Origin of the sequence: Sinorhizobium saheli, from assembly GCF_001651875.1 — a bacterium.
Classification (GTDB): domain Bacteria; phylum Pseudomonadota; class Alphaproteobacteria; order Rhizobiales; family Rhizobiaceae; genus Sinorhizobium; species Sinorhizobium saheli.
In genome coordinates, this window is the sequence record NZ_LNQB01000052.1 from 1 (window position 1) to 24481 (window position 24481).

Below are 24481 nucleotides of genomic sequence, written 5' to 3' on the forward strand. Positions count from 1 at the left end.
AAACTGCTAGAAACTACCTCGCCGTCGTCACTATCGCAGCCATCGTCTTGTGGATCAGATAATTGTCCACACGACCTAGAGCATTTTGCAGTCAGGTGGAATCACCTGACGTCGCACAAATGCGGCAAAAACGTCGGAAAGACTTTTGAACGAAGTCGGGGCCGGGCAACCGGCCCCGACTCTTTTTTGTGGTACGTCAACCGGACGTTGTGCGAGTATGTGAATGATTGCTGCAGCCCTTCTGGAGGGGAAATGAAATCCAGATCAGCAAACTTCGGTTTGATTGTTGCAATTGCGCTCGCAGCCGCAGGGCCGATAACGGCGGGCGCGCAGGAGCGGGCCGCGTTGCAGGACGCGCGACTGGCGCTCGCGGTCGAGGGCGACCCTCAGGCGCAGGTTGTTCTCGGATCGATGTACTACAAAGGCAGCAGTGGGGTACGGCGCGATCATGCCATGGCGGCAAAGTGGTACCGCACGGCCGCCGAACAGGGGCACGTCAACGCTCAGGTCAATCTCGGAAGCCTATACTTCGATGGCGAAGGTGTTCCGCAGGATTGCGCCGAGGCCGTGCGGTGGTATCGCAGGGCGGCCGATCAGGGCAATGTCGCTTTGGCCCAGTATAACCTGGGCGTGATGTATGCTCATGGCAAAGGCGTGGCCCGGGACCAGGGCGAAGCGGCCCGGTGGTTTAGAAGGGCTGCCGATCAGGGCGAAGCGGTAGCGCAGCTGGCGCTGGCACTGATGTACGAAAGAGGCGAGGGCGTTCCCCGCGATCAGGCGCGTGCGGTCGAGTGGATGCGCAAGGCGGCAAAAGAGCTGCCGGAGGCGAGAGAGCATCTGGACCGCTTGCAGAAGGATTAGTAGAGCGGGATGCGCTCACATGCGTTCGGGCCACCGCTCTATTCTTTTGTTTTTGCCGCGTTTGTGTATGCGCCAGGTGATTCCACCTGACTGCAAAATGCTTTAAGGCCGCAGCCCGGTCGCCCGCTCGACGAAATCGGCGATCGCCGCCGTGTCGTCCAGGTCGAAGACGGGAAGGTCGGTGTCCGTGACCGCGTGATCGGCGGCGATGGCAACGATGTGCGGGTCGGTTGGTGCGAGCGGCTCCCGGTTCACCGATTCCTGCCGGCGGGCTTCGATCTTCGGAATGGGCTCGCGCTTGTAGCCCTCGATCAACACGAGGTCGCATGGTGCGAGGCGCGACAGGATCTCTTCGAAGCTCGGTTCGGGCGCGCCGCGCAATTCATGCATGATCGCGAAGCGGGTCGAGGACACGATGGTCACCTCATGCGCGCCCGCCTCGCGATGGCGGTAGCTGTCGGCGCCGACCTTGTCGATGTCGAAGTCGTGATGGGCGTGCTTGACGGTCGAGACCACATGGCCGCGCCGCGTCATTTCGCTGACGAGGCGGACCATCAAGCCGGTCTTGCCGGAATTCTTCCAGCCGGCAATGCCGAATATCTTCGGTTGGCGCATCTTTTCGTTCATGGGTTGCGATCCTCGACATGGTGCAGCCATGCTTCAGCTTGCTGAAGCTCATCCGGCGTGTTGATGTTGAAGAAGGGGTCGAGCGGTCCGGCCCTCGTCGCGATCAATGGAAAGTCCACCGCGGTCGATCGGTGCCGCGCGATGAAGGCGCGCACGCGCCGCTTGTCGTCGGTGCGGATCCATGTCTCGAGGTCATCGGCGAGTGCGACCGGCCACAGCGCGAAGAGCGGGTGCATCGCGCCGTCAGACCATGCGACGGCAATCTCCTCGCCGCTGGTGAGGGCATTGGCGAGCCCGGCCGCAAGCTCGCTAGGGAAGAAGGGCGTATCGGTCGGCACCGTCAGGACGTGCATGGCGTTCGGCGCCGTGCGTTGAACATGCCGCATCGCCGTAAGGATACCGGCAAGCGGTCCGAAAAAGCCCGGAATCGTGTCGGCAATGACCGGGAGGTCGGCAGACAGCGCCGTGGCTGGTTCGGTGTTGAGGTTGAGGGCGAGGCTCGCCACCTGCGGCGCCAGCCGCGCGACGATCCGGTCGAGCATCGGCCGTCCGCCAAGGATGAGCCCCGGCTTGGCGATCCCCATGCGCGAAGACCGACCTCCGGCAATGATGACGGCGGGCGGGGGCGGGTGGCGCCTTTCGGACGGCTTCGCGGGCATCGCCTGAGATCCTATTCGAGCGGGCCGGTGACAGAGCGCTGCGCAACCGCCTGCCGGCCGCGCTTGCTCTCACGATAGAAAGTGTAAAGCCCGGAGGCGACGATGATGGCAACACCGACAAGCATCCAGCGGTCCGGTCTTTCGGCAAAGAAGAAAATGCCGAGCGTGATCGACCATATGAGGCTCGTATAGCGGAACGGCGCGATCACCGAGATATCGCCTTCGCGCATCGCGAGCACGATCGTCTGGTAGCCCAGCATCAGCAGTACGCTGGCGCCGGCGATATGGGTGAAGGCGGTCGTCGACATCGGTTGCCAGCCGCCGAACGGCACGATCAGCGCGGCGCCGAGCAGCGTGGTCACGAATGAGGTCGTCACCGTGATGAACAGCGACGGCACCTCGGTGCCGATGCGACGGGTGCACAGGTCGCGCGTCGCCGTCCAGACGACGCAGGCGACGACGGTCAGCGCCGCCGGGGTGAAGCCCTCCGGTCCGGGGCGCAGGACGACCAGGACACCGATGAAACCGACGAAGATCGCCGACCAGCGTCGCCAGCCGACGGGTTCTCCGAGGAACAGCGCGGCGCCGAGCGTCACGGCGAGCGGCAGCGCCTGCATGATCGCCGCGGCATTGGCGAGCGGTATCTGGCCGAGCGCCGAGATATAGGTCAGCGACGCAAGGGCCTCCATGGCGATGCGCAGCAGGATGGCGGGCCGCAGGATCGTGCGAATCGGCCTGAACGCCTGGAACCGGTAGGCGAGGGCGACCACCATCAGCGTCGTCAGCAGGCCGCGCACGAACATGATCTGGCCGGTGTTCATCGCGCCGGTCACGGACTTGACCAATGCGTCGTTGCAGGCGAATCCGACCATCGCGAGGCACATGAAGACGATGCCGCGGAAGTTGGCTGACGAGCCCATAGGTCGTTCCTGGTGATATTTGTGGCCGATCGGCATCTACCTGATTCGGCGGGTGGCGAATCCCCTATAGGGGCCGCCCTGTTTAAGCATTGGCCGCGGACGCGAGCAAACCTATTCTGATCTGAGCGCGCTCTCTGCGGCGACTCGGCGCAGCCGCTGCACTGGCGATCGACACGTATGTTCGTGGAATCTTAAGTTTCGCTTCCTATCGTCACTACCCATCCGCTGTCCAATCGCATGATGCGATCGGTAGACGACGGCCGTTTGGCCTGATCGTCAATCCGGACGGCGCCTGTCGAAGCCTGGAGGTTGCTTCGGCCGGCCGTCGTTCCAAGGCTTCCCAAAAGCGGAAGCCGACCGTGCGGACATGATCTTCCATAACAAGAATCCGGGGTTCGCAATGTCTGTCATCGATCGTCTTCTGCAGCGCCTGCGTATCGTCACAAAGGTCCTCCTCTTCGTGATCCCGCTCGTGGCGCTGATCGCCGGGATCGGACTGGTCGGCTTTTTCACCGCCCGCACCCTCAATGGCCACATGACCGTGACGCGCGAGACGATCAACAATCTCTCCGACTTCCAGGCCCTGCGCAGCGCGCTCCAGAGCTTCATCGACGATCCGAACGAGGAGACGCGCAAGGCGCTCGCGATGGGGATCGACGACCAGGAGAAGGGTGTGACGGCGCTGGAGGCCCTGCTGACGCGCGAGGCCGACAAGGCGCAGATCGCTTCCGTGGTCGCTCTCGGCGGCACGATGCGCAGCCAGGCGGAGAAGCTCTGGGCCGTGAAGGTCGAGCAGGATGCAGTGACCACGTCGCTGTCGTCGGCGCTTGCCGAAATGACCAAGAACGGCAACAACGCCTACAAGCAGATCGACATCCTGCGTGAGGAATCGGGCGAGAAGGAAAGTTTCGCCAAGGCGCTGCTCTTCGATGCGGCCGCCTACCAGGGGCTCGCCGAGCGGATCAAGAAGTTCCGCCTGCCGGTGACCATGGCCGTCAATCCCGAGGCGAAGATCGAGCAGGCGACCAAGCTGCTGCCGCATCTCATGAAGCAGATCGCGGAATCCGAGAAGATCGCGTCCGACAAGGTCAAGAAGCCGATCAGCGAGCTCAAGGCCCAGGCGGAGAAGATCCAAACGATCCTGGCCGGCACGGAAGACAACGAAAAGAAGAAGAATGCGCTCGTGCCGATCCTCAGCAAATTCTCGAAATACGAGGCCGATTTCGCCAAGGAGGCCGCCAAGAACTCCGATACGGCCGCCAAGCGCTTCGTCAGCATGGACGGCGAAATTTCCACGTTGAAGACCTTGATTGCGCTCATGGACGATACGTTCAAGGGCTTGGACAATACCCGGTTCCATATCAGCGAGTTGCACCGTCAACGCGACCAGGCGAGCCGCGACCTCGTGATGAGCGACGTGAACGTGGTGCGGGAAGCGGCCGGCAAATTGTCTGCGCTTGGCGCCAAGAACGCCGCGCTGCGCGATCTGCCGGCAAAGCTCGGGCCGTCGCTCGACAATATCGAGAAGGGGACCGCGGCGCTGATCGACGTCGGGGCACGCTGGCAGACGGCAAAGAGCGAGGCCGCGGCCCTCGTTGCGGAAGCCAGCGGCACGCTGGAAGGCTTTGTCAGCAACGCCCAGGAAGCCGGCAAGCAGGACAGCCAGCGCTCGGCGACCGTTTCCATCATCGCCATGGTCGCGGGGACGCTGCTCGCCATCGTCGGCGGGCTGATGCTGGTCGAGACGCTGCGCGGCCCGCTGAAGCGCGTCACCGAAACGATGACGCGTCTCGCGAATGGCGACCTCGAGATTCAGATCGAGGGCCGCAATCGCGGCGACGAGATCGGCGACATGGTGCGCTCGGTTGCGGTATTCCGCGACAATGCCTTGGAAAACGTGCGGCTGGAGCGGGAGGCGGAAGCCGCCCGCTCGCTGTCGGCCCAGGAAGAGGCGCGCCGGGCGCAGGAGCGCGCCCGCATCGAGGCCGAGCAGATGCAGGCCCTCAACGCGCTCTCCGACGTTCTCGCCGAGCTTGCGGCCGGCAATCTGGAGGAGGGCATGGCGGAGGACCTGCCGGCCGACTACGTCGTCATGGCCCGGACCTACAACAACGCCGTCGAGGCGCTCCGCGCGACGCTGATGGAGGTGCGGCTCGTGACCGAGGAGATCACCGGCGGCACTGGCAATCTTTCCGCAGCCGCCGACGATCTGGCGCGACGGACGGAGCAGCAGGCGGCGGCGCTCGAGGAAAGCTCGCGGGCACTCGGGCAGCTCACCGAGATCGTTCGCGCTACCGCCGAGAGCGCCCGGCAGACCACCGTCTCGGTCGACGAGACCAATTCCTACGCCCAGCACTCCGGCGAGGTCGTCGCCAAGGCGATCGACGCCATGGCGGAGATCAACCGCTCGTCCGAGAAGATCGGCACCATCATCGGCGTGATCGACGAGATCGCCTTCCAAACCAACCTTCTGGCGCTGAACGCGGGCGTCGAGGCGGCGCGTGCGGGCGAGGCGGGCCGCGGTTTCGCCGTCGTGGCGCAGGAAGTCCGCGAACTGGCGCAGCGCTGCGCCGGTGCCGCGCGCGAGATCAAGGGGCTGATTTCGGCGAGTTCGGCACAGGTGCGCAACGGCGTCGCGCTCGTGCAGGAGACCGGCGATGCACTCACCGTCATCAACAATCACATCGCAACCATCCACCAGCTCGTCAGCAATATCGAGGCGGCGGCCGCCGACCAGTACACCGGCCTCAACGAAGTCAACGCGGCCGTGCACGAGGTCGAACTGATCACGCAGCAGAACGCCGCTATGGTGGAGGAGAACACCGCCGAGATCCACGGCCTGCGCCGCCAGGTGGAGGTGCTCAACGAGCGGATCGAGCGATTCAAGACCGGAACGAGCGGCCAGGGCGCCCTGGACCATGGCGCCTATCGGCCGACCTACGCGGCGTGACTGAGGCCCCTCTCCTCGGATTTAACCCGAGGACTAGCCCCGTTAGGGCACGCTAGGAGAGAGGGGACTGAGGCGGCATCGCGAGTCCCCTTCGCCCCGCCTGCGGGGGAAGGTGCCAGCAGGCGGATGAGGGGCATGATTACAACGTCGGTTGATGGCGCTCAGCCGCCGGTCACGCTCATGTGGCGGGCGACGGCGGGGCGGTTGTGTTCGCGGTCGATGATGAAGTCGTGGCCCTTCGGCTTGCGGCCGATCGCCTCGTCGATGACCCGGCCGAGATAGGCGTCGTCGTCGGTGGCGCGCAGCGCGGCGCGCAGATCGGCCGCGTCGTTCTGGCCGAGGCACATGTAGAGCGTGCCGGTGCAGGTGAGCCGGACGCGGTTGCAGCTTTCGCAGAAATTGTGGGTGAGCGGCGTGATGAGGCCGAGGCGGCCGCCGGTTTCCGCGACCTCGACATAGCGCGCGGGTCCGCCGGTACGGTAGGGGATGTCACTCAACGTGAATTCGCTTCCCAGTCGCTCGCGCATCTCGGAGAGCGGCAGGTAGTGGTCGGTCCGATCCTCGTCGACCTCGCCCATCGGCATGGTTTCGATGAGCGTCAGGTCCATGCCGCGCCCGTGCGCCCAGCGCATCAATTCGGGTATCTCGGCATCGTTGAAGCCCTTGAGGGCGACGGTGTTGATCTTGACCTTGAGACCGGCGGCCTGGGCCGCATCGATGCCTTCGAGCACTTTCGACAGGTCGCCCCAGCGGGTGATCTCGTGGAACTTGTCGGGATCGCGAGTGTCGAGCGAGACATTGATCCGGCGCACGCCGCACTCCGCAAGCTCGGCGGCGAACTTCGACAGCTGCGAGCCGTTGGTCGTCAGCGTCAGTTCATCGAGTCGCCCGGCCGCGACCTCCTTGCCGAGTTCGCGGACAAGAAACATGATGTTCTTGCGCACCAGGGGTTCGCCGCCGGTGAGGCGCAGCTTGCGCACGCCCTTTGCGATGAAGGCGGAACAGAGGCGCTGGAGCTCCTCGAGCGTCAAGAGGTCCTTTTTCGGGAGGAAGGTCATGTGCTCCGCCATGCAGTAGGTGCAGCGGAAGTCGCAGCGGTCGGTGACCGAGACGCGCAGATAGGTGATCGCGCGGCCGAAGGGGTCGATCATCGGAGCGGTCATCCTGTCGAGCGGTTGCGCGTTGGCTTGGTCTATCGCGGCGGTTTTCAAGTCTTTTCTCCCGGGGGCCTCAATGTCGTGGGCAAAACGGGTCGCGTCAAGGCGCATACTGTCGCAAACTGTTTCAAGATATCGGGAAAGTTCTTCCGGGGAGATTCCCGTCGGTTCAATTCTGCTTTACTGGAACGGTGACGAACAGGGAGCAAGACGATGAGCGAAATCTGGCCGACCGAACTGCGCGTATCGAAGGATCGCCACCGGCTGACCGTCAGCTTCGACGACGGCGCTTCATTCGATCTCTCGGCGGAGCTCCTGCGGGTGCTCTCGCCCTCGGCGGAAGTGCAGGGCCACGGGCCGGGGCAGCGCGTGACGGTGCCCGGCAAGCGCAACGTGCAGATCATCTCGGTCCAGCCGACGGGGAACTATGCGGTGCGGATCGGCTTCGACGATTTCCACGATACCGGCATCTATACCTGGACCTACCTGCGGGAACTCGGCGAAAAGGGTGAGGAGCTCTTCCGGGCCTACGAGCAGGAACTGACCGAAAAGGGCATGTCGCGCGACAAGTCCGAAAAGCCGCGCTGACGCGCAGACCTCGATTGCCTCGGCGCCTCAGCTTTCCTCGCCATCTTCCTTGAGCAGCGCGGTGATGATCCGCTCCATAGACTGCGCGATCTTCATGCAATCGTCGAGCGGAGCGCCGCCAAGCGAACTGTCGATCAGTGCCGTCTGGATTTCCATCGCCTCCTCGGTCAGTGCGCGGCCCGTCCCGGTCAAGGACAGCCGGAGCACGCGCTTGTCGCGTTCATCGCCGCGCCGCTCGATAAGCCCGCGCTTCTCGAGTTGCGGCAGCAGCATGCTCATGTTGGAGCGGCCGACCAGCAGCTTGCGGGCCAGTTCCTGCTGCGTGATGCCGTCGAAGCGGTAGAGATTGATCAGGATGTCGAGATGTGGCGGCTTCAGGTCGAGATGGGTGAGTCGCCGCGTCAACGTCTGCTGCATGAGCTGGCAGGCCCGCGCTACGGCGATCCAGCTGCGAAAACGCGGATGATCCCAGGGAAAGTAGTGGTGCTCTGTGGTCACTTGCTTTTTGTTCATCGTTGTACAATTATGTTCATAGTTGAACATTCGAAGAGAGTTTCACTATGGCATCCTTTGCGACCCAGGTCATCCGTCTGTCGCTGAAGGCCGTTTCCGCGATTTCGGCCGAGGCGGCCGGCAAGACAGCGTTCTGGATCTTCTGCCGAACGCCGAGCCGGAGACCGAGAAACGGCAAGGAGGCGGCCCTGCTCAAAGCCGCGGCGCCGGTCATGGCACGGTCGCGAAAGGTCACGCTGTCCTTCGCCGGCGGCTGGGTGGCCGCCCGTCACTTCGAGCGGCGTCCGGGAGGCCGCGGTCCGCGGGTCCTCCTTGCGCACGGGTGGGGATCGCGGAGCGACCATCTCGCCGCCCTCATCGAGGGGCTGCACGCCGCGGGCGCCGAGGTCGTCGCGCTCGACTGGCCCGGTCACGGGGCGTCGCCCGGGCGCTCGCTGACCATGCCGCAGGCGGTGAGGGCGATTGACGCGGCCTGGCGCCATTTCGACGGCTTCGACGTCGGCATCGGCCATTCCTTCGGCGGCGCGAGTCTTGCCTGCGCCGCAGGCGCGGTGCTTTGCGACGTGCCGGCGCGCGTCCCCGCCAAGCTGGTTCTGATCGGCGCACCGAGCGAGATGACCTGGCTCTTCAAGGGGATTGGAAAGATGTTTGGTCTCGCCCCGAGAGCCCAGGTGGCTTTCGAGGGCATGGTCGAGCGCCTCTCCGGGCGCCGCGTCGATTACTATGACGCGACCCGCATTCTTTCGGCCCTCCGCAAGCCCGTGCTCGTCATCCATGCCGAGGATGATAAGGAGGTTCCGGCCGATCACGCGCGACGCTACGGCGAGGCCGGGCCGAACGTGGAGCTGCATTGGGCGAACGGCCTCGGTCACCGCCGCATCGTTTCCGCGGCGCCTGTCATCGAAAAGATCACCGCCTTTCTTCGCGAGGAAGTGAAGGGGGCGCAGCTCAGGAGAATTGCCTGATGCCGTCGTCCGGATGCCGTGCTATGCCTCGCATGATTGCGCCTTCACGGGAGGATGGGATGACGATCATCCGGACGGTCGAGGAATTGCGGACGCTTTACGGCGAAACGAGCGAGGCATCGATCGCCAAGGTGACCACGTCTTTGACGGCCGAATACCGGCAGATGATCGAGGCGTCGCCCTTCGCCGCACTGGCGACTGTCGGGCCGGAGGGGCTGGACTGCTCGCCGCGCGGCGACGACGCCTCCGTGGTCCGCGTCGCCGATGACAGCACCCTGTTGATGCCGGACTGGCGCGGCAACAACCGCATCGATTCGCTTGCCAACATCGTCCGCGATCCGCGCGTGGCGCTGCTCTTCCTCGTGCCGGGCTCGAACACGACGATGCGCATCAACGGCACGGCCGTAGTCAGCTTCGACCCGGCCCTGACCGGCTCGTTCGAGATCGACGGCAAGCATCCGCGCACCGTCATCGTCGTCAGGATCGCCGAGGTCTATTTTCAATGTGCCCGCGCGCTGCTCCGCTCGCAGCTCTGGAACCCGCAGCGCTTCGCAGACCCGGCCTCGCTGCCGACACCGGGCGCGCTGCTCAAGGCCGCGAAAGCCGATTTCGACAAGGACAGCTATGACCGGGACTGGCCGGTGCGTGCGGCAAAGACGATGTGGTGAGGGCGCCTGAGTGTCTTCGAGCAGCCCCTCGACTACCGTAACTTCCAAAGAGTGAGATATCAGGAAGGCTTGCGCGCCGGGTCGTCCAGCGCCGGATTGTAGAAGAGGGCGAGCGTCAGGCTGCGCGCGATGCGCTCTGCCGCGGCCATGAACCACGCCTTCGCCTGCTCGTTCGGTGCGATATCGTCAAGCGTCGCGGCGAAGAGCGTCAGCCATTTCGGGAAAAGGTCGGGTGACATGTTGGCGACGCCGAGATGCGCCTGGACCGGCTCGCCGCCGTAGACGCCGCTGCGGAAGGCAACGGCGGACCAGAAGCTTTTCATCCTCTCCATATGCTCCGGCCAGCGCCCCGAAAGCCTGGCGTCGAAGATCGGCCCGAGGTCCGGATGCGCGCGGACGCGGCCATAAAAGGTCTCGACCAGGGTACCGATGAACGCGTCATCGATGCCGAGCGCCTTCATCTCGGCTTCTGCGCGTTCTCGGACGGCGGCAGATTGCGCAGCCCGGCCCTGCAATGCGTCGTTCATTCCATCACTCGCCTTCAGCCGCTTCCTGCGGCCCAGCTTATATAGATGCCGCGGACGCAGCACCAAGGGCCCGAGCCTGGGAGCGCGGCAATATGTCCAACGTCGGAAGAGGAGCTCCCCGTCAGTGCGAAGAGGGCGGACAACGAAGCGGCTTTCGCTCCCGCGCTGACGCGGGGAGCATCGGTCAGGAGCCGACGGCTCTGGCCTTCCTTCCGTTCCGCGGTGCCGGCCATTGTGACCGCTTTCCGCCCACGGGCCAGGTTTGCCTGTAGCGTTGCAGCGAACCTGAACAAGGAAGTCCGCAACGGCCAGCGGGGAGCGCTGGTCAGCGTTGGTCGAGCAATTTGATCTGGAGATCTTCCCAGTGCTCCTGGAACGCCTCCCGCGCCGTATCGTAGTGGCGGCTTCTCAAGCTGTTGATGAGCCGCTCGTGTTCTTCCGCCATTTCTTCGGCGGTGGCGTAGAAATCCTGCCGCTGTGCGAGGAGAAGCTCGATCTCGCCCTCGAGGTCTGAATAGGTTCGCTTCAGCCGAGGGCTGCCGCTAGCGGCAACGATCGCGCGGTGGAAGTCACGGTCCGCAGCGACTAGCAGGGATCTGTCGGAGGGTAGGGTGGACGTGCGCATAACCTCGACCGCCTCCAGGGCCAGAGGGGGGATCACCCCGGTCAGCACGATCAGACGAATCGCCTCGCCCTCGATCGCCCCGCGCACGCGTGTGATATCGACAATATCGTCGGGTCCGAATTCGGGCACCACAAAGCCGCGGTTCGGTATCTGACGCAGCAGGCCCTGCGTGACGAGCACCTGGGCTGCCGTGCGGAATGTGTGCCGCGAGGTCGAATGCTCCTCGCACATCTTCACGTCGCGCAGGAACTCGCCCGGTCGGAAATCTCCCGACAAGATGCGCCGTCGCAAGGCGTGGGTCAGGATTTCCACCGCGCTTGCGGGCAAGGGCTCGACATTCATCTCGAGATCTTCGGCTTGATTCCTGGCGTGCAGCGTCGGCATGGCTATGGCTTTGCTCGTTGATTTGGCTTGAATACCTACGCCACATGCGGCGGCGTAGGGCAAGCGAGATGATATTGTGCCGGCCGGCTGCACGGTGGCGGGCCCTAGATCTGCACGGATCGAAGCGCCTCGTCGACGCCCTCGAGCAGACGCGCCGCGTTGGCCGATGTGAAGATGAGCGGAGGCCTGATCTTCAGGATATGCGCGTCCGCTCCCGTCGCGGAAATGAGGATGCGCCGGTTGCGCAGGGCATTGACGGCTGCGAGCGCGCGGTCCATGTCCGGCGTTTTCCGGTCTCTATCCTTGACGAGTTCGACGCCGAAATAGAGGCCGGCCCCGCGAACATCGCCGACGAAATCATATTTCTTCTGTAGGTCCCGGAGGCCGTCGAGGATTTCGCCGCCGACCTTGGCGGCGTTGTCCAACAGGCCCTCTTCGAGGATCGTGTCGAGCACGGCCTTTGCAGCGGCGATAGCGACGGAGTTGCCGCCAAACGTGTTGAAGTAGCGCATGCTGGATCCGAATTCGGCGACGAGTTCGGGCCGCAGGACCACGCCGGCAACGGGATAGCCGTTGCCCATGGGCTTGCCCATGGTGACGATGTCCGGATCGACCTTGTGACGGGCGTGACCCCACAAATGGCTGCCGGTCCGCCCGAATCCGGACTGCACCTCGTCGGCGATGAACAGGCCGCCCGCCTTGCGCACCACTTCCGCCACCGGCGCCAATACGTCCGTCGGATCGACGTAGAGACCATCGGAGGAGAAGACCGAGTCGGCGATGAAGGCCGCCAGGCCGCCGCCATGCCGCTCCATGTCGGCGATCTGCCGCGCGACATCCTCCGCCATCCGCCGGCCGATTTCTTCGACTGGCAGGCGATAGGAATCCGGCGCGGCGACCGTGCGGAGATAGGGGTCCAGAGCCGACTTCTTGCCGAGCGAAGGCGAGATTGCCGCGACTGCGCCGCTGTTGCCGTGATAGGCTTCGGCCGTGACGATGACGCCGGTCTTGCGTGTGTGGTAACGCGCGATACGCAAGGCGAGATCGTTGGCTTCCGAGCCCGTGCATGTGAACATCGCGCATCCGGTCCGGCCGAGTTCGCCACCGAACGTATTGATCAGGGCTTCGGCATAGTCCAGCAGGGGTTCCTGCATGTAACGCGTGTGGGTACAGAGCAATTCGAGCTGCTTCTGGATCGCCTCGACGACACGCGGATGAGAGTGACCCAGCGACACAACGTTGTTGTAGGCGTCGAGATATTCGTTGCCGTGCCTGTCATAGAGGAAGACGCCCTTGGCACGGGAGACCTCAACCGGCGACTTGTAGAAGAGCCGATAAGCAGGCCCGAGCAGCCTTTGCCGCCTGGTGATATGCGCCAGATCTTCACTTGTGAGATGAGACGTGTCCTGAGGATTGAAGCCATTTGGCATGTCGCCACGGAAGCCCTTGGGCAGGATAGTCGCTTGCTTGGACATTACGGTTCCTATCGTGTCAGAAGATCGGAAATCTGTGCGGTCGAAATCGAGTGGAACCATTCGAGGTGGGCCCAGCCGGCTTCGGTATTGCGCAGGATATAGCGGCTATTTTCGGGGAAGATTTCGGCGCGCCAGCACGTCAGCAGCGCACGGACCGCAAGACGGCCCATCGACAGGAAGGGGATCAGCCGGAGTTCCTCGTCCGTCAGTTCGGCGTGGCGGAGATAGCCGCGCAGAACGTCGCGCGGTTCGTCGAGCAGGTCACGCCGGTTCCCATGGTCGAACGTTTTCGGCATCTGATTCATCAACGCCGTGGAGACGTCGACCGCGATGGCGGTACGGACCGCATCGCCGAAGTCGATGACGCCGGTCAGGAACTGCGGGCTGGCGTGATCGACGACCAGGTTCGACGTATTGAAGTCGTTGTGGAGCACCTGCCGCCGGCACAGGTCGAGCCTCGGCTTGACTTCGGCAAACCGCTCGACCGCACGGACGGTCCATGCCCGCTTGTCGCCCGCGGGGATGAAGCTCAACAGATCGGTGAGCTCGAGCAGATGGGTGACGTCCCATGCCAGCGCCCGGCCGTCTGCGGGATGCGAGAAGTCGGCCATGGAATGACGCAGCTTTGCCAGGATTTCGCCGATCCGTTCGCGCTGTGGGGCCGTGGAAGTTGTCCGGTCGAGCGGAGTACCGGGGAGGAAGGTGATGAGCCGCACCACCCGCCGCTCGCCGGCACTGGTAGTGACGATGGGCAAATCCGCGCCGTCGACGTCGCGAAGTGCGCGGGGGATGGGTAGATCAGGGGCCCGCTGCTCGAGATGACGCATCAGCGCAACCTGGAAATCGAGCTCCTCCATCCGCTCGGAAGGATGAGCGATCTTCAGCACGAACTTCCCGCGGGCTGCGCAGTCGAGGAGGAACGTGTCGTCTTTTTCGGTTTCAAAGCGCGTGGCTCGGCCGCGCGCGCCATATAGCCGTTCGGCGATTTCTTCGGCTTCCGCAGCCCCCACGGGATGGCACGCCTCGGAAAGCTCTGGAACGCGGGCTGGCCCGCATTGATGCTTGTGATCCATCTTCAACTCATTCAGATCCTGCCTCGAAAATGGGCAGCTCGATGGCCGCCAGTATCTCACACTTCACATTTTGTACAACAATTTTTTCGTCGATGGAGATTTCTTGCCTGTATAATGGCTCTCTTTCTGCCGCATGACGCTTGGCGGCAGCGCGGGGACATGCCGCTGAAGTATCCCTTAAACGCGGATTATGCAGTATTTTCTGATAAATTTGCGCGGTGTGTTGGTGCTTGGATGCGGCACGCTCAAGCTGTCGGCAAGTGCCAAAACGATCGGCCAATCCAAAAATTGTTGGACAATCGCTTGCCATTGCCGCAAAGCTGTGCCAGTGTGCTCGCACTGGCCGGAATGCTTACGATGACCTGGATGGGCACGCTGTGCCGTCAAATTGGAAGGAATACACGCCATGACTCAATTTCGACCGAAGTACGTCACCTTCGATTGCTACGGCACGCTCACCAATTTCGATATGGCCGGCGCTGCGCGACGCTCCTACGGCGAGCGTCTCTCCCCAGAAGCGATGGCCGGCTTTGTCGAGGCTTTCAGAGGCTATCGGCTTGACGAGGTGCTAGGGCCATGGAAGCCTTTCCTCGAAGTGGTGCACAATTCCGTCGAACGCAGCTGCAAACGCATCGGTATCCCGTTCAAACCCGAAGACGCGCAACGCATCTATGATGAAGTGCCGACCTGGGGCCCGCACCCGGACGTCCCGGCCGGCCTGTCCAGGGTGGCCAAGGAAATTCCGTTGGTCATCCTGTCGAACTCGATGAACAGCCTGATCATGTCGAACGTGGAAAAGCTGGGCGCGCCCATTCATATGGTCATCACGGCAGAAGAGGTCGGGACGTACAAACCTCTGATGAAGGGCTTCGAGTACATGCTCGACAAGCTCGGCTGCGGGCCCGAAGACATCACTCATGTGTCTTCGTCCTTCCGCTACGACCTGATGACCGCCTATGATCTGGGCATCAAGAGCAAGGTCTGGGTCAACCGCGGCCATGAGCCGGCCAATCCCTTTTACGAATACACCGAAATCAAGGATATCGGCGGGTTGGCCGCCGCCGTTGGCCTGGAACCGGCCCTTAAGCGCGCCTGAAAATAGCGCTCAGGGTGCTTGCTACGATGAGACCGGGGCGTTCATTCGCCCCTTCTCTTTATCGTTGGTAGAGGAGTAAAGCATGGCCACCGCGGCTGTTTCCTAACGACCGATTTGGGCGCGCGCAGCGGTTGTTCGTCACGTGGCGGAAACGACTGGATCGGGGCGAGCCGCTATGTCGTTCCAGCCCTACCGTCGATAAATTAGCCAGTTGCGGCCGGAATCCTTGCGCATGCCTTCCTCGAAGAGCACCGTCCGGTTGCGGCCGGAATTCTTGGCGGCGTAGAGGGCGATGTCGGCCTTGTTGTAGAGGTCGAGCGGGTCGTCCGCGGCGGTGGCCATGCAGACGCCGACGGAGAGGGTGATCGGGCCGTAGTTGACGCCGGTCCTCGAATTCTTGAAGGGCGTGCTGGCGAGAACGGTGCGGATGCGATCGGCGGCCTGCAGGCATTCCTCCTGGCTGCTGTCGCCGAGGATGACGGCGAACTCCTCGCCGCCGGTGCGGGCGACGAAGGCGTCGCGCCGGATGTTCGCGCGGATGACGTTCCCGACGGTTGCGAGAATCTTGTCGCCGACCGGATGGCCGAAGGTGTCGTTGATCTTCTTGAAATGGTCGATATCGGCGACGAGCAGGCCTGTGAAGCGCCGCAGGTGCTCGTTGTTGTAGACGGCGGCGAGGCTCTCGTCGAAGGCCCGGCGGTTGCCGAGTCGCGTCAGCGAATCGGTGTTGGCGATGCGCTTGTATTCGTCGAGCTCCTGGCGGATCACTTCCATTTCGAAGGACTTCTGGACGACGGTCTGCACGCGCTCCTTGCCCTGGTTCATGGTGTCGGCGGTGGCGTCGCTCAAGAGACCGATGGCGTGGCGCAGGATGTCGGCGCTGGCGGCGCTCTTGCTCGTCATGTTGACATAGGCTTCGTCGAGAACCCTGTTGTAGCTTTCAAGCGCCGATTGCTCCTCCTTGAGCAGGCTGACGAGTTCGGCGAGCTTCGCCGTCAGCGTGCTGTGCGCCCGCTCGATGCCGTGCGGATGGTGGATGTGGCTGAAATAGCGCGCGCCGATCGCGTCCAGCTCCTCCTGCGTCGCACGGCTGCCGAGTGCCGCCAGGTCCTTCGACAGTTGCGCGTTCGATCCGAGATAGGCCTCGTAGTAAAGTTCGTAATTGCGCGGTATCGGGGCGATGCCCATCAGGCGCATCGCATGCGTGATCTGTCCGGCAATATCGGGCGTCGAAGTCCTGCCAGAGGTTGCGCCTTGCATATGCAATCCTCTTAATTCTTTGTTTTCTAATAACTGGTGACTTCTAGGGGAAAATGATTTGCGAAGTCTTAACGATTGCTTGCGGCGATCGATTTAATTTTATCGATCATCAGAATAGGGATGCTGCTTCGGGAGCGAGACAATCGAGCGGAAGCCATGATGGCTCGAAAGAAGAAGGCCGCGGCGCCGGGCCGCGGCCGACTGGCGGTCAGGCCGGGCTGATCATCGTTTCCGGACGGACGATCGCGTCGAACTCCGCATCGGTCACGTAGCCGCCGCCGACGGCCTCTTCGCGCAAGGTCGTGCCGTTCTTGTGCGCGGTCTTGGCGATCTTGGCGGCATTGTCGTAGCCGATCTTCGGTGCGAGCGCGGTGACCAGCATCAGCGAGCGTTCGAGCGCCGCCTTGATGTTGTCCTCGCGCGCCTCGATTCCGACGACGCAATTGTCGGTGAAGGAGACGGCCGCATCGGCGAGGAGCTGCACCGATTGCAGGAAGTTGTAGGCCATCAGCGGATTGTAGACGTTGAGCTCGAAATGGCCCTGGCTGCCGGCGAAGGTCAGCGCCGCATGGTTGCCGAAGACCTGCACGCAGACTTGCGTCAGCGCCTCGCACTGGGTGGGGTTGACCTTGCCCGGCATGATCGACGAGCCCGGCTCGTTTTCCGGCAGCGACAGCTCGCCAAGGCCGGAGCGCGGGCCGGAGCCGAGGAAGCGGATGTCGTTGGCGATCTTGAAGAGTGCCGCGGCGGTCGCGTTGATGGCGCCGTGGCTGAAGACCATCGAATCATGCGCCGCCAGCGCCTCGAACTTGTTCGGCGCGGTGGTGAAGGCGATGCCGGTGATTGCGGCGATTTCTTCCGCGACCTTCTCCGCAAAGCCGACCGGGGCGTTGAGGCCGGTGCCGACCGCGGTGCCGCCCTGGGCGAGCTCGCAAAGGCCGGGCAGCGTCATCTCGATCCGCTTGATCGAGGAGGCGACCTGCGCCGCATAGCCCGAAAATTCCTGGCCAAGGGTCAGCGGGGTTGCGTCCTGCGTATGGGTGCGGCCGATCTTGATGATGTGATCGAAGGCCCGGACCTTTTCCTCGAGCGCCTTATGCAGGTGCTTGAGCGCCGGCAAGAGGTCATGGACGACCCGTTCCGCGCAAGCAATGTGCATGGCCGTCGGATAGGTGTCGTTCGACGACTGGCTCATGTTGACATGGTCGTTCGGGTGCACGGGCTTCTTCGAGCCCATGACGCCGCCGAGCATTTCGATCGCGCGGTTGGAGATGACCTCGTTGGCGTTCATGTTCGACTGCGTGCCGGAGCCCGTCTGCCAGACGACAAGCGGGAAATGATCGTTGAGCTTGCCGTCGATCACCTCCTGCGCCGCCTTGACGATGGCGTCGCCGATCTCCGGGTCGAGCCGGCCGAGCGCCATGTTTGCGCGCGCGGCCGCCTGCTTGACGATGCCAAGCGCACGGACGATCGCCAGCGGCTGCTTCTCCCAGCCGATCTTGAAATTGCCGAGCGAACGCTGGGCCTGGGCGCCCCAGTAGCGGTCGCTTGCTACTTCGATGGGGCCGAACGTATCTGTTTCCGTGCGCGTCGATGTCATCGTGCTACCTGCTTTCATCATGCGGTTCATGAAGCCGAGGCGAGAAACCAGGTCCTAAGCCGGTCTCCTCCCGGTGCCGGGCATTTCTCTGCCCCGAGCCTGTCGGCTTGTAAAGGGGGCCGCCGCGGCGCCGAGCGCCTACAATCGTTTGAAGTGTTGCAGCGCGGCAATCCGTTGCCCACGCGAGCGTCACGCGCTTGCCGCTGCCGGCGATGTGACGTTTCTGTCACATCCGGCGTGTTCCGTGGCCGGGCGCTCTGTGCCGCGGGGAACATCGCCGTGTCGCGGGACGAGATAAAAGGAATGCAAATCAAGTTTTTACCATGCACGCAGCGACTTCGGATGAGCGAAATCGGAGCTGCCGTCCTCTGCGCCGGGAGGATTTTGAGGGCGGTCGTTTCCTTTTCATTCACCATCCTTTTCTATAAGTCTCGAAGCACGAGGGCGTGGCGAGAATCTGGCAGCGGCCGTATTCGGCAGCAACGCGATACGGGGACATTTATTCTTATGAGACTTATCAAATCGGCAGCGGTTGTCGCGCTCATGGGCGCCTGTGCGATCGCAACCATGGATGTGCGGCCTGCGGAGGCCATCACCCTGATGGACTTCATTCGTGGCGGCAAGAAGCGAACGGCGCCGGAGCGGGCCCAGCCCGTCCAGCCGATGCCCGGCTTCGGCATGGCGGTGCCGCCGACCGCAGAAGATCGGGCCGCGGTAAAGCCGCCGCGCGTTTCCAGCCCGCGCTATTACAGCTACAAGGCCGACGCCTTGCGCAAGGTCGCGACCGAGCGGCTGCTCGATCCGGTCGTCACCGGCTCGGTGCGGACCTATGACCTGCCGCCCATGGTGCGTGCGCCGACTTCGAATGCCCGTCAGTTCCTGCCTGAAGTCGATGTGCGCGCCACGGCCGAAGTCGCCAAGGCGGTGGAGGCCTTCTACGCCGGGCGGAGCGATTTCCTGTGGGTCCAGGGCGGTGAGGTGAATGCCCGCGCCAAGTCGGCGCTCGCCGTGCTCAAGGATGCGGCAAGCGTCGGGCTCGATCCTTCGGACTACGCGGTTGCCGTTCCCGCCGACGATTACGACCGTGCCGACATGACTGCACGCCAGAAAGATCTCGCCCGCTTCGAGATCGCCACGTCGGTCGCGGTGCTCACCTATGTGCAGGACACCGTGCGCGGTCGCATCGACCCGAACAGGATTTCCGGCTATCACGACTTCAAGCGCAAGAGCGTCGATCTCTTCGCCTTCCTCGACAAGCTTGCGGCAGGCGGCGATGTTGCCGCCCTCATCGAGGAGCAGAACCCCAAGAGCTCGCAATTTGCGGCCCTGAAGCAGGAGCTCCAGCGGCTCCGGGCGCAGAAGGATGCAAGCCCGCGCGTCGAAATCGCGCCGGGAACGCTGCTGAAGCCGGGCGAGAGCAATCCCGAGCTTGCCAACGTCATTCAGGGGATCATGCTGAAGGGATCGGAGGCGCTGAAGCAGGAGCATGCCGCCGTGCTGGCAGGCTACCAGGGGACGCCCGACTATACGCCCGAACTCGTCACCCTGGTCGAGGCCTTCCAGAAGGAAAACGGCCTGAAGCCCGACGGCGTCGTCGGGCAGGCGTCGATCCGCGTCCTTACCGGCGGCGATACCGTCGCCGACAAGATCAACAAGGTCGAGATCGCGATGGAGCAGGCCCGCTGGCTGCCTGACGGGCTCGGCGACCGCTACGTCTTCATCAACCAGCCGGCCTTCACCGCCTCCTATACGGAGAACGGTGCCGAGCAGTTCTCGATGCGTGTGGTGGTCGGTTCGAAGAGCAATCAGACCTATTTCTTCCAGGACGAGATCCAGACCGTCGAGGTCAATCCCTATTGGGGCGTGCCGCAGTCGATCCTCGTCAACGAGATGCTGCCGAAGCTCAGGAGCGACCCCAATTACCTCGACCGCATGGGCTATCAGGTGGAGGTCGGCGGCCGGGTGGTTCCGTCATCGGCGGTCGACTGGTACGGATCGACTACCTCCGTCGCGGTGCGCCAGCCGCCGAGCAGCGACAATGCGCTCGGCGAGCTCAAGATACTCTTCCCCAACTCGCACGCGATCTACATGCACGATACGCCGTCGAAGAGCTTCTTCAAGCGCGACCAGCGGGCGCTGAGCCATGGCTGCGTGCGGCTCGCCGAGCCGCGCCGCATGGCGGCAGCAGTCCTCGGCGTCAGCGTCGACGAGGTCGGCAAGGAAATCGCCAGCGGCCGCAACAAGGCCCTGCCGGTCCCGTCGAAGGTGCCCGTCTACGTCTCCTATTTCACGGCGTGGCCGAACAAGGACGGAACCGTCGAATATTTCAGCGACGTCTACGGGCGCGACATGTACATGAACCGTGCCTTCGACGCGACGCGCAAGGCGCGGCACCTGGAAGGCTGAAGCGCGGCAAGACAATCAGATAGGGGGTGGCGCGAACGCATGTGAGCGCATCCCGTGCCAACGAGAGGGCCGCGTCAGCGGCCCTTTATCATTTGCGCTTGCGGGAAAGCACGGTCTCGACGAGGTGCGGCGTCAACTCGTCGAAGTGGTGGATGATGCGGTCGGGCGAAAGGCTTTCGATCGGCACGTCGGAGTAACCGAACGGTACGGTAATCGACGGAACGGCCGCGTTCCGGGCAACGAGGATGTCGTTGAGGCTGTCGCCGACCATGACCGAATGCTCGACCTTGCCGCCGGCATTGGCGACCGTCGAAAGCAGATGCTCGGCATGCGGCTTGCGGACGGTGAAAGTGTCGCCGCCGGTAACGGCCGCGAAGCGGCCGAGCAGCCCCAGTCCCTCGAGCAGGCGCTTTGCCAGCATTTCCGGCTTGTTGGTGCAGACGGCGAGCTTCAATCCGGCATCCTGCAGACGGTCAAGCGCGGTCACGAGCCCGGGGTAGGGGACCGATTCACCCGGCATGGTCCCGTGGTAGAATTCGACGAACTCCTTCATCTGCCGGACCAGTTGTTCCTCACTCAGCGCCTTGCCGCGCAGCGCGAAGGTGCGCTCGATCATGGCCCGCGCGCCGTGGCCGACCAGATGGGTGAGATCGGCGTAAGTAACCGGTTCGATACCGGCCTGCGCCACGACATGGTTGAGGCTCGCGACGAGGTCGGGAGCGGTATCGACGAGGGTACCGTCGAGATCGAAGACGACTAGGGGCTGGGACACCGGAACCTCGTGCTGCAAAAGCCTGGTCCGCCGGGGTAGGCGATGTCGTCAGGAAATGCAATGGCGACAAAGGTCGGAGCGCCGCCTGAATCCTCCCGGGGCGGCGCATTTTGGCTTTCGTTTGCCGCGACGGGCGTGTAAGTGTCTCAGCGGAAATCGGGCGGGGACGGCGGATGGCCGGCTGCGCCGACTGGATTAGAGAGGGAGCGATTGGCGCATGGACGCCCGCCAGATGAAGATCAAGGCTGCCGAGGCGGCACTTGAATATGTCGAGAATGGCATGCGGCTCGGGATCGGAACCGGGTCGACCGCGGAGGAATTCGTACGGCTGCTGGCAGAGAAGGTCGCATCCGGTTTCAAGATTACCGGCGTTCCGACGTCGGAGCGCACCGCACGCCTCTGCCTCGAACTCGGCGTACCCTTGAAGTCGCTCGACGAGTTGCCGGAACTCGACCTGACGATCGACGGGGCGGATGAACTCGACGAAAAGCTGCGCCTGATCAAGGGCGGCGGCGGCGCGTTGCTGCGCGAGAAGATCGTCGCGAGCGCCTCGGCCCGGATGATCGTTATCGCCGACGAATCGAAAGTCGTCGACGTGCTCGGCGCCTTCAAGCTGCCGATCGAGGTCAATCCTTTCGGCCAGGTCGCGACCAGGCTGGCAATCGAGAAGGTCGCCGCGCGCCTCGGTCTGACGGGCGATATCGTCGTCCGGGCAGCGGGCGACGGACCTTTCATGACGGACGGCGGACACCTCATTCTCGATGCATCTTTTGGCCGTATTCCTGATGCAGAGGCGCTCGCGGCGGAGCTGAACGCCATACCGGGGGTGGTCGAGCACGGGCTGTTCATCGGGATGGCCTCGATGGCGGTCATTGCCGGCCCGCAGGGCGCACGCAAGCTGACGGCATCCTGAGCCGGCAGGCTCGTGAGGTGCGCGGCGAGAACGGCGCCGCAAAACAGATTTCCGCACTGCCTGCCTGGCGGCGGCTAAAGGGCCGGGCGGTCGGTGCCAACACAGGAGCATGGATAAAAATGAAAAACCTCGCAGGTCTTGCCCGCACATTCGCCACCGTCGCGGTCCTCCTTTCGGCATCGGTCCCGGCGGTCCGGGCACAGGACGTGACGGAAGACCAGATCAAGGCGGCCCGTGCGACGATCGCCGCGCTCGGTGTCACCAACAACTTCGACAACATCCTGCCGAACCTCGCTGAACGGCTGAAGAACACCCTGATCCAGGCTTCGCCGAACCATCAGGAGCTGATCACCGCGACGGTCGATGAAAAGGCGCTCGGCCTCGCCGCCCGCCGCTCCGACCTGGAGCGCGAAGCTGCAACGATCTACGCCAAGACCTTCACGGTCGAAGAGCTGAATGCGATCACCGAATTCTACAACTCGGCAGCCGGCAAGAAGCTCCTCAACGACGGGCCGCTCGTCACCCGGGAACTGCTGAAGGCCGCCGACATCTGGGCAGCCGGTGTTTCGCGCGACCTCACGAACGAAGCCACGAAATCGCTCGACGAAAAGATCGGCAGCGCGCCTGCGGCCAACGCCGCGGCCCCGGCGCCCGCGCAATAATGATCGAAGGCCGGCGGCTCGCCTGCTGATGAAGCCCGGAGCGATCCGGGCTTTTCTTTTTTTGCATCGCAATACTATATCAGGGTGAAAGCCGACTCCGCTCGCGCTTTCGCCCGATGTTTCCAAGCGGTGGCCGCATCCGACATGCCGTTTCCTTTCAGGAGTTTTCCATGAGCGCTTTCGACTATGACCTCTTCGTGATCGGCGGCGGTTCTGGCGGTGTCCGAAGCGGACGGTTGGCGGCGGCGATGGGCAAGAAGGTCGCGATCGCGGAGGAGTTCCGCTATGGCGGCACCTGCGTGATCCGCGGCTGCGTGCCGAAGAAGCTCTATGTCTATGCCTCGCAATATTCCGAGCATTTCGAGGATGCGGCCGGCTTCGGCTGGACCGTGGGCGAGAGCCGTTTCGATTGGCGGAAACTGGTCGCGGCGAAGGAGCAGGAGATCACCCGGCTGGAGGCCCTTTACCGCAAGGGGCTCGCGAATGCAGGCGCGGAAATCCTCGACACGCGGGCCGAACTCGCCGGACCGAACGCGGTTCGGCTGCTCGCCAGCGGCAGGACGGTGACCGCGGAGCGCATCGTCATCGCGGTCGGCGGCCATCCGAGCCCGCATGATGCGCTGCCGGGCCATGAGCTCTGCATCACCTCCAGCGAAGCCTTCGATCTGCCCGAACTGCCGAAGTCGATCCTGATCGCCGGCGGCGGGTACATCGCCGTGGAGTTCGCCAACATCTTCCACGGGCTCGGCGTTCAAACGACGCTGATCTATCGGGGCAAGGAGATCCTGTCGCGCTTCGACCAGGATATGCGGCGCGGCCTGCACGCCGCGATGGAGGAGAAGGGAATCCGCATTCTCTGCGAGGACATCATCCAGTCGGTGTCGCTCGACGCGGAAGGACGGCGTGTCGCCGATACCATGAAACATGGCGAGATCGTCGTCGACCAGGTGATGCTGGCGCTCGGCCGCGTACCGAACACGAAAGGCCTCGGGCTGGAGGCGGCCGGTGTCGCGACCAATGAACTCGGCGCGATCCTCGTCGACGCCTATTCGCGAACGAGCGTTGCGGGCATTTATGCGCTCGGCGACGTCACCAATCGCGTGCAGCTGACGCCGGTCGCAATCCATGAGGCGATGTGCTTCATCGAAACCGAATACAAGAACAATCCGACCTCGCCCGACCACGACCTGATCGCGACGGCCGTCTTCTCGCAGCCGGAGATCGGCACCGTCGGGCTGACGGAGGACGAGGCCGCCCTGAAGTTCGACGAGATCGAGGTCTACCGCGCCGAGTTCCGGCCGATGAAGGCGACGCTGTCGGGCCGCAAGGAAAAGACGATCATGAAGCTGGTGGTCAGTACGTCGGACCGCAAGGTCGTTGGGGCGCATATCCTCGGCCACGACGCTGGCGAGATGGCGCAACTGCTCGGTATCTCACTGAAGGCGGGCTGCACGAAGGACGATTTCGACCGTACCATGGCCGTTCACCCGACCGCCGCGGAAGAGCTCGTGACGATGTACCAGCCGAGCTATCGCGTCAGAAAGGGCGAACGGGTCGGTTGATGCGGGTCGCCGAACCGCGTGCAGCGGCGATTCCCGGCAACGGCGCTGCACTCCATGTTTTCTGGTAGAATGGCTTTCCAAGCCTCCTGTTAACGTTTATAAGCCCGCATCCGCGAAGTGGTTGGCACGTGGCGCGTGGCGGTCGATCGCTGATCGGCGGGGCTGCCGGTGCGGATGCATGGAAATCCGGATGCCGGGCGGCAGAGCCGCAGGGGCGC

At 63.6% G+C, this 24481-nt stretch carries 23 protein-coding genes; 10 read left to right on the forward strand and 13 right to left on the reverse strand.

Annotation, left to right across the window (positions count from 1 at the left end; genetic code table 11):
* Positions 1–252 precede the first annotated feature (252 nt).
* Positions 253–861, forward strand: coding sequence for a tetratricopeptide repeat protein (locus ATB98_RS03240; protein ID WP_066868938.1), 609 nt, complete (start codon positions 253–255; stop codon positions 859–861).
* Between the two features lie 102 nt (positions 862–963).
* Here the strand turns inward: ATB98_RS03240 and mobB are convergent, their stop codons facing one another.
* Genes mobB through ATB98_RS03255 form a run of 3 tightly spaced genes read right to left on the reverse strand, consistent with a single transcriptional unit; the run spans position 964 to position 3067 of the window.
* The gene (mobB, locus tag ATB98_RS03245) at positions 964–1488 is read right to left on the reverse strand and encodes a molybdopterin-guanine dinucleotide biosynthesis protein B (protein ID WP_066868941.1); all 525 of its coding nucleotides are present in this window, start codon (positions 1486–1488) and stop codon (positions 964–966) included.
* Positions 1485–2147 (reverse strand): molybdenum cofactor guanylyltransferase MobA, encoded by a 663-nt coding sequence (gene mobA / locus ATB98_RS03250; RefSeq protein WP_066868944.1) that lies wholly within the window; start codon positions 2145–2147, stop codon positions 1485–1487. The genes mobB and mobA overlap by 4 nt, the downstream gene beginning before the upstream one ends.
* Positions 2148–2158: 11 nt before the next feature.
* Positions 2159–3067 (reverse strand): DMT family transporter, encoded by a 909-nt coding sequence (locus tag ATB98_RS03255; RefSeq protein WP_066868947.1) that lies wholly within the window; start codon positions 3065–3067, stop codon positions 2159–2161.
* Between the two features lie 400 nt (positions 3068–3467).
* Between ATB98_RS03255 and ATB98_RS03260 the strand changes: the two genes are divergently transcribed.
* On the forward strand, positions 3468–6017 hold the full coding sequence (locus tag ATB98_RS03260) for a methyl-accepting chemotaxis protein (protein ID WP_066869045.1): 2550 nt from the start codon (positions 3468–3470) through the stop codon (positions 6015–6017).
* 161 nt (positions 6018–6178) lie between these two features.
* On the opposite strand, the gene moaA is transcribed toward ATB98_RS03260, so the two are convergent.
* Positions 6179–7228, reverse strand: a complete 1050-nt coding sequence (moaA, locus tag ATB98_RS03265; protein ID WP_084435268.1) for a GTP 3',8-cyclase MoaA — start codon at positions 7226–7228, stop codon at positions 6179–6181.
* Between the two features lie 159 nt (positions 7229–7387).
* Between moaA and ATB98_RS03270 the strand changes: the two genes are divergently transcribed.
* The gene (locus ATB98_RS03270; protein ID WP_066868950.1) at positions 7388–7762 is read left to right on the forward strand and encodes a gamma-butyrobetaine hydroxylase-like domain-containing protein; all 375 of its coding nucleotides are present in this window, start codon (positions 7388–7390) and stop codon (positions 7760–7762) included.
* Positions 7763–7789: 27 nt separating this feature from the next.
* Here ATB98_RS03270 and ATB98_RS03275 read toward each other — a convergent pair whose 3' ends face one another.
* On the reverse strand, positions 7790–8275 hold the full coding sequence (locus tag ATB98_RS03275) for a MarR family winged helix-turn-helix transcriptional regulator (protein WP_066868953.1): 486 nt from the start codon (positions 8273–8275) through the stop codon (positions 7790–7792).
* Between the two features lie 47 nt (positions 8276–8322).
* Here ATB98_RS03275 and ATB98_RS03280 point away from each other — a divergent pair, with 47 nt between their 5' ends.
* Together ATB98_RS03280 and ATB98_RS03285 are read left to right on the forward strand one after the other, a co-directional pair.
* Complete coding sequence (locus tag ATB98_RS03280) at positions 8323–9240, forward strand: alpha/beta fold hydrolase (RefSeq protein ID WP_066868956.1); 918 nt, start codon at positions 8323–8325, stop codon at positions 9238–9240.
* A 59-nt stretch (positions 9241–9299) separates the two neighbouring features.
* Entirely contained in the window at positions 9300–9908 is a 609-nt protein-coding gene (locus tag ATB98_RS03285; RefSeq protein WP_066868958.1) for a pyridoxamine 5'-phosphate oxidase family protein, read from the forward strand.
* A 59-nt stretch (positions 9909–9967) separates the two neighbouring features.
* Here the strand turns inward: ATB98_RS03285 and ATB98_RS03290 are convergent, their stop codons facing one another.
* The 5 genes from ATB98_RS03290 to ATB98_RS28695 all read right to left on the reverse strand — a co-directional run bounded on the left by ATB98_RS03290 (position 9968) and on the right by ATB98_RS28695 (position 14302).
* Positions 9968–10435 carry a group III truncated hemoglobin gene (locus ATB98_RS03290; protein WP_066868961.1) on the reverse strand — a complete coding sequence of 156 codons (468 nt, stop codon included), beginning with the start codon at positions 10433–10435 and terminating at the stop codon, positions 9968–9970.
* Positions 10436–10760: 325 nt separating this feature from the next.
* On the reverse strand, positions 10761–11444 hold the full coding sequence (locus ATB98_RS03295) for a GntR family transcriptional regulator (protein WP_066868964.1): 684 nt from the start codon (positions 11442–11444) through the stop codon (positions 10761–10763).
* Between the two features lie 104 nt (positions 11445–11548).
* Entirely contained in the window at positions 11549–12919 is a 1371-nt protein-coding gene (locus tag ATB98_RS03300) for an aspartate aminotransferase family protein (RefSeq protein ID WP_066868967.1), read from the reverse strand.
* An 8-nt stretch (positions 12920–12927) separates the two neighbouring features.
* Complete coding sequence (locus ATB98_RS03305) at positions 12928–13929, reverse strand: phosphotransferase (RefSeq protein ID WP_157111018.1); 1002 nt, start codon at positions 13927–13929, stop codon at positions 12928–12930.
* A 70-nt stretch (positions 13930–13999) separates the two neighbouring features.
* Positions 14000–14302 carry a hypothetical protein gene (locus tag ATB98_RS28695; RefSeq protein WP_153435539.1) on the reverse strand — a complete coding sequence of 101 codons (303 nt, stop codon included), beginning with the start codon at positions 14300–14302 and terminating at the stop codon, positions 14000–14002.
* A 96-nt stretch (positions 14303–14398) separates the two neighbouring features.
* Here ATB98_RS28695 and ATB98_RS03310 point away from each other — a divergent pair, with 96 nt between their 5' ends.
* The gene (locus ATB98_RS03310; protein ID WP_066868973.1) at positions 14399–15088 is read left to right on the forward strand and encodes a haloacid dehalogenase type II; all 690 of its coding nucleotides are present in this window, start codon (positions 14399–14401) and stop codon (positions 15086–15088) included.
* A 189-nt stretch (positions 15089–15277) separates the two neighbouring features.
* Here ATB98_RS03310 and ATB98_RS03315 read toward each other — a convergent pair whose 3' ends face one another.
* On the reverse strand, positions 15278–16348 hold the full coding sequence (locus ATB98_RS03315) for a GGDEF domain-containing protein (RefSeq protein ID WP_066868976.1): 1071 nt from the start codon (positions 16346–16348) through the stop codon (positions 15278–15280).
* A 208-nt stretch (positions 16349–16556) separates the two neighbouring features.
* Positions 16557–17948 (reverse strand): class II fumarate hydratase, encoded by a 1392-nt coding sequence (gene fumC / locus ATB98_RS03320; RefSeq protein ID WP_066869051.1) that lies wholly within the window; start codon positions 17946–17948, stop codon positions 16557–16559.
* A 507-nt stretch (positions 17949–18455) separates the two neighbouring features.
* On the opposite strand from fumC, the gene ATB98_RS03325 reads away from it, so the two are divergent.
* Positions 18456–20354 carry a L,D-transpeptidase family protein gene (locus tag ATB98_RS03325; protein WP_066868979.1) on the forward strand — a complete coding sequence of 633 codons (1899 nt, stop codon included), beginning with the start codon at positions 18456–18458 and terminating at the stop codon, positions 20352–20354.
* 88 nt (positions 20355–20442) lie between these two features.
* Here the strand turns inward: ATB98_RS03325 and ATB98_RS03330 are convergent, their stop codons facing one another.
* Complete coding sequence (locus tag ATB98_RS03330) at positions 20443–21126, reverse strand: HAD family hydrolase (RefSeq protein ID WP_066868982.1); 684 nt, start codon at positions 21124–21126, stop codon at positions 20443–20445.
* 217 nt (positions 21127–21343) lie between these two features.
* Between ATB98_RS03330 and rpiA the strand changes: the two genes are divergently transcribed.
* The 3 genes from rpiA (at position 21344) to gor (ending at position 24263) form a co-directional block, all read left to right on the forward strand.
* Entirely contained in the window at positions 21344–22039 is a 696-nt protein-coding gene (gene rpiA, locus ATB98_RS03335) for a ribose-5-phosphate isomerase RpiA (RefSeq protein ID WP_066868985.1), read from the forward strand.
* 119 nt (positions 22040–22158) lie between these two features.
* Complete coding sequence (locus ATB98_RS03340) at positions 22159–22701, forward strand: DUF2059 domain-containing protein (protein ID WP_066868988.1); 543 nt, start codon at positions 22159–22161, stop codon at positions 22699–22701.
* A 170-nt stretch (positions 22702–22871) separates the two neighbouring features.
* A complete protein-coding gene (gene gor / locus ATB98_RS03345) occupies positions 22872–24263 on the forward strand; it encodes a glutathione-disulfide reductase (RefSeq protein WP_066869053.1) in 1392 nt (463 codons plus the stop codon).
* Positions 24264–24481 lie beyond the last annotated feature (218 nt).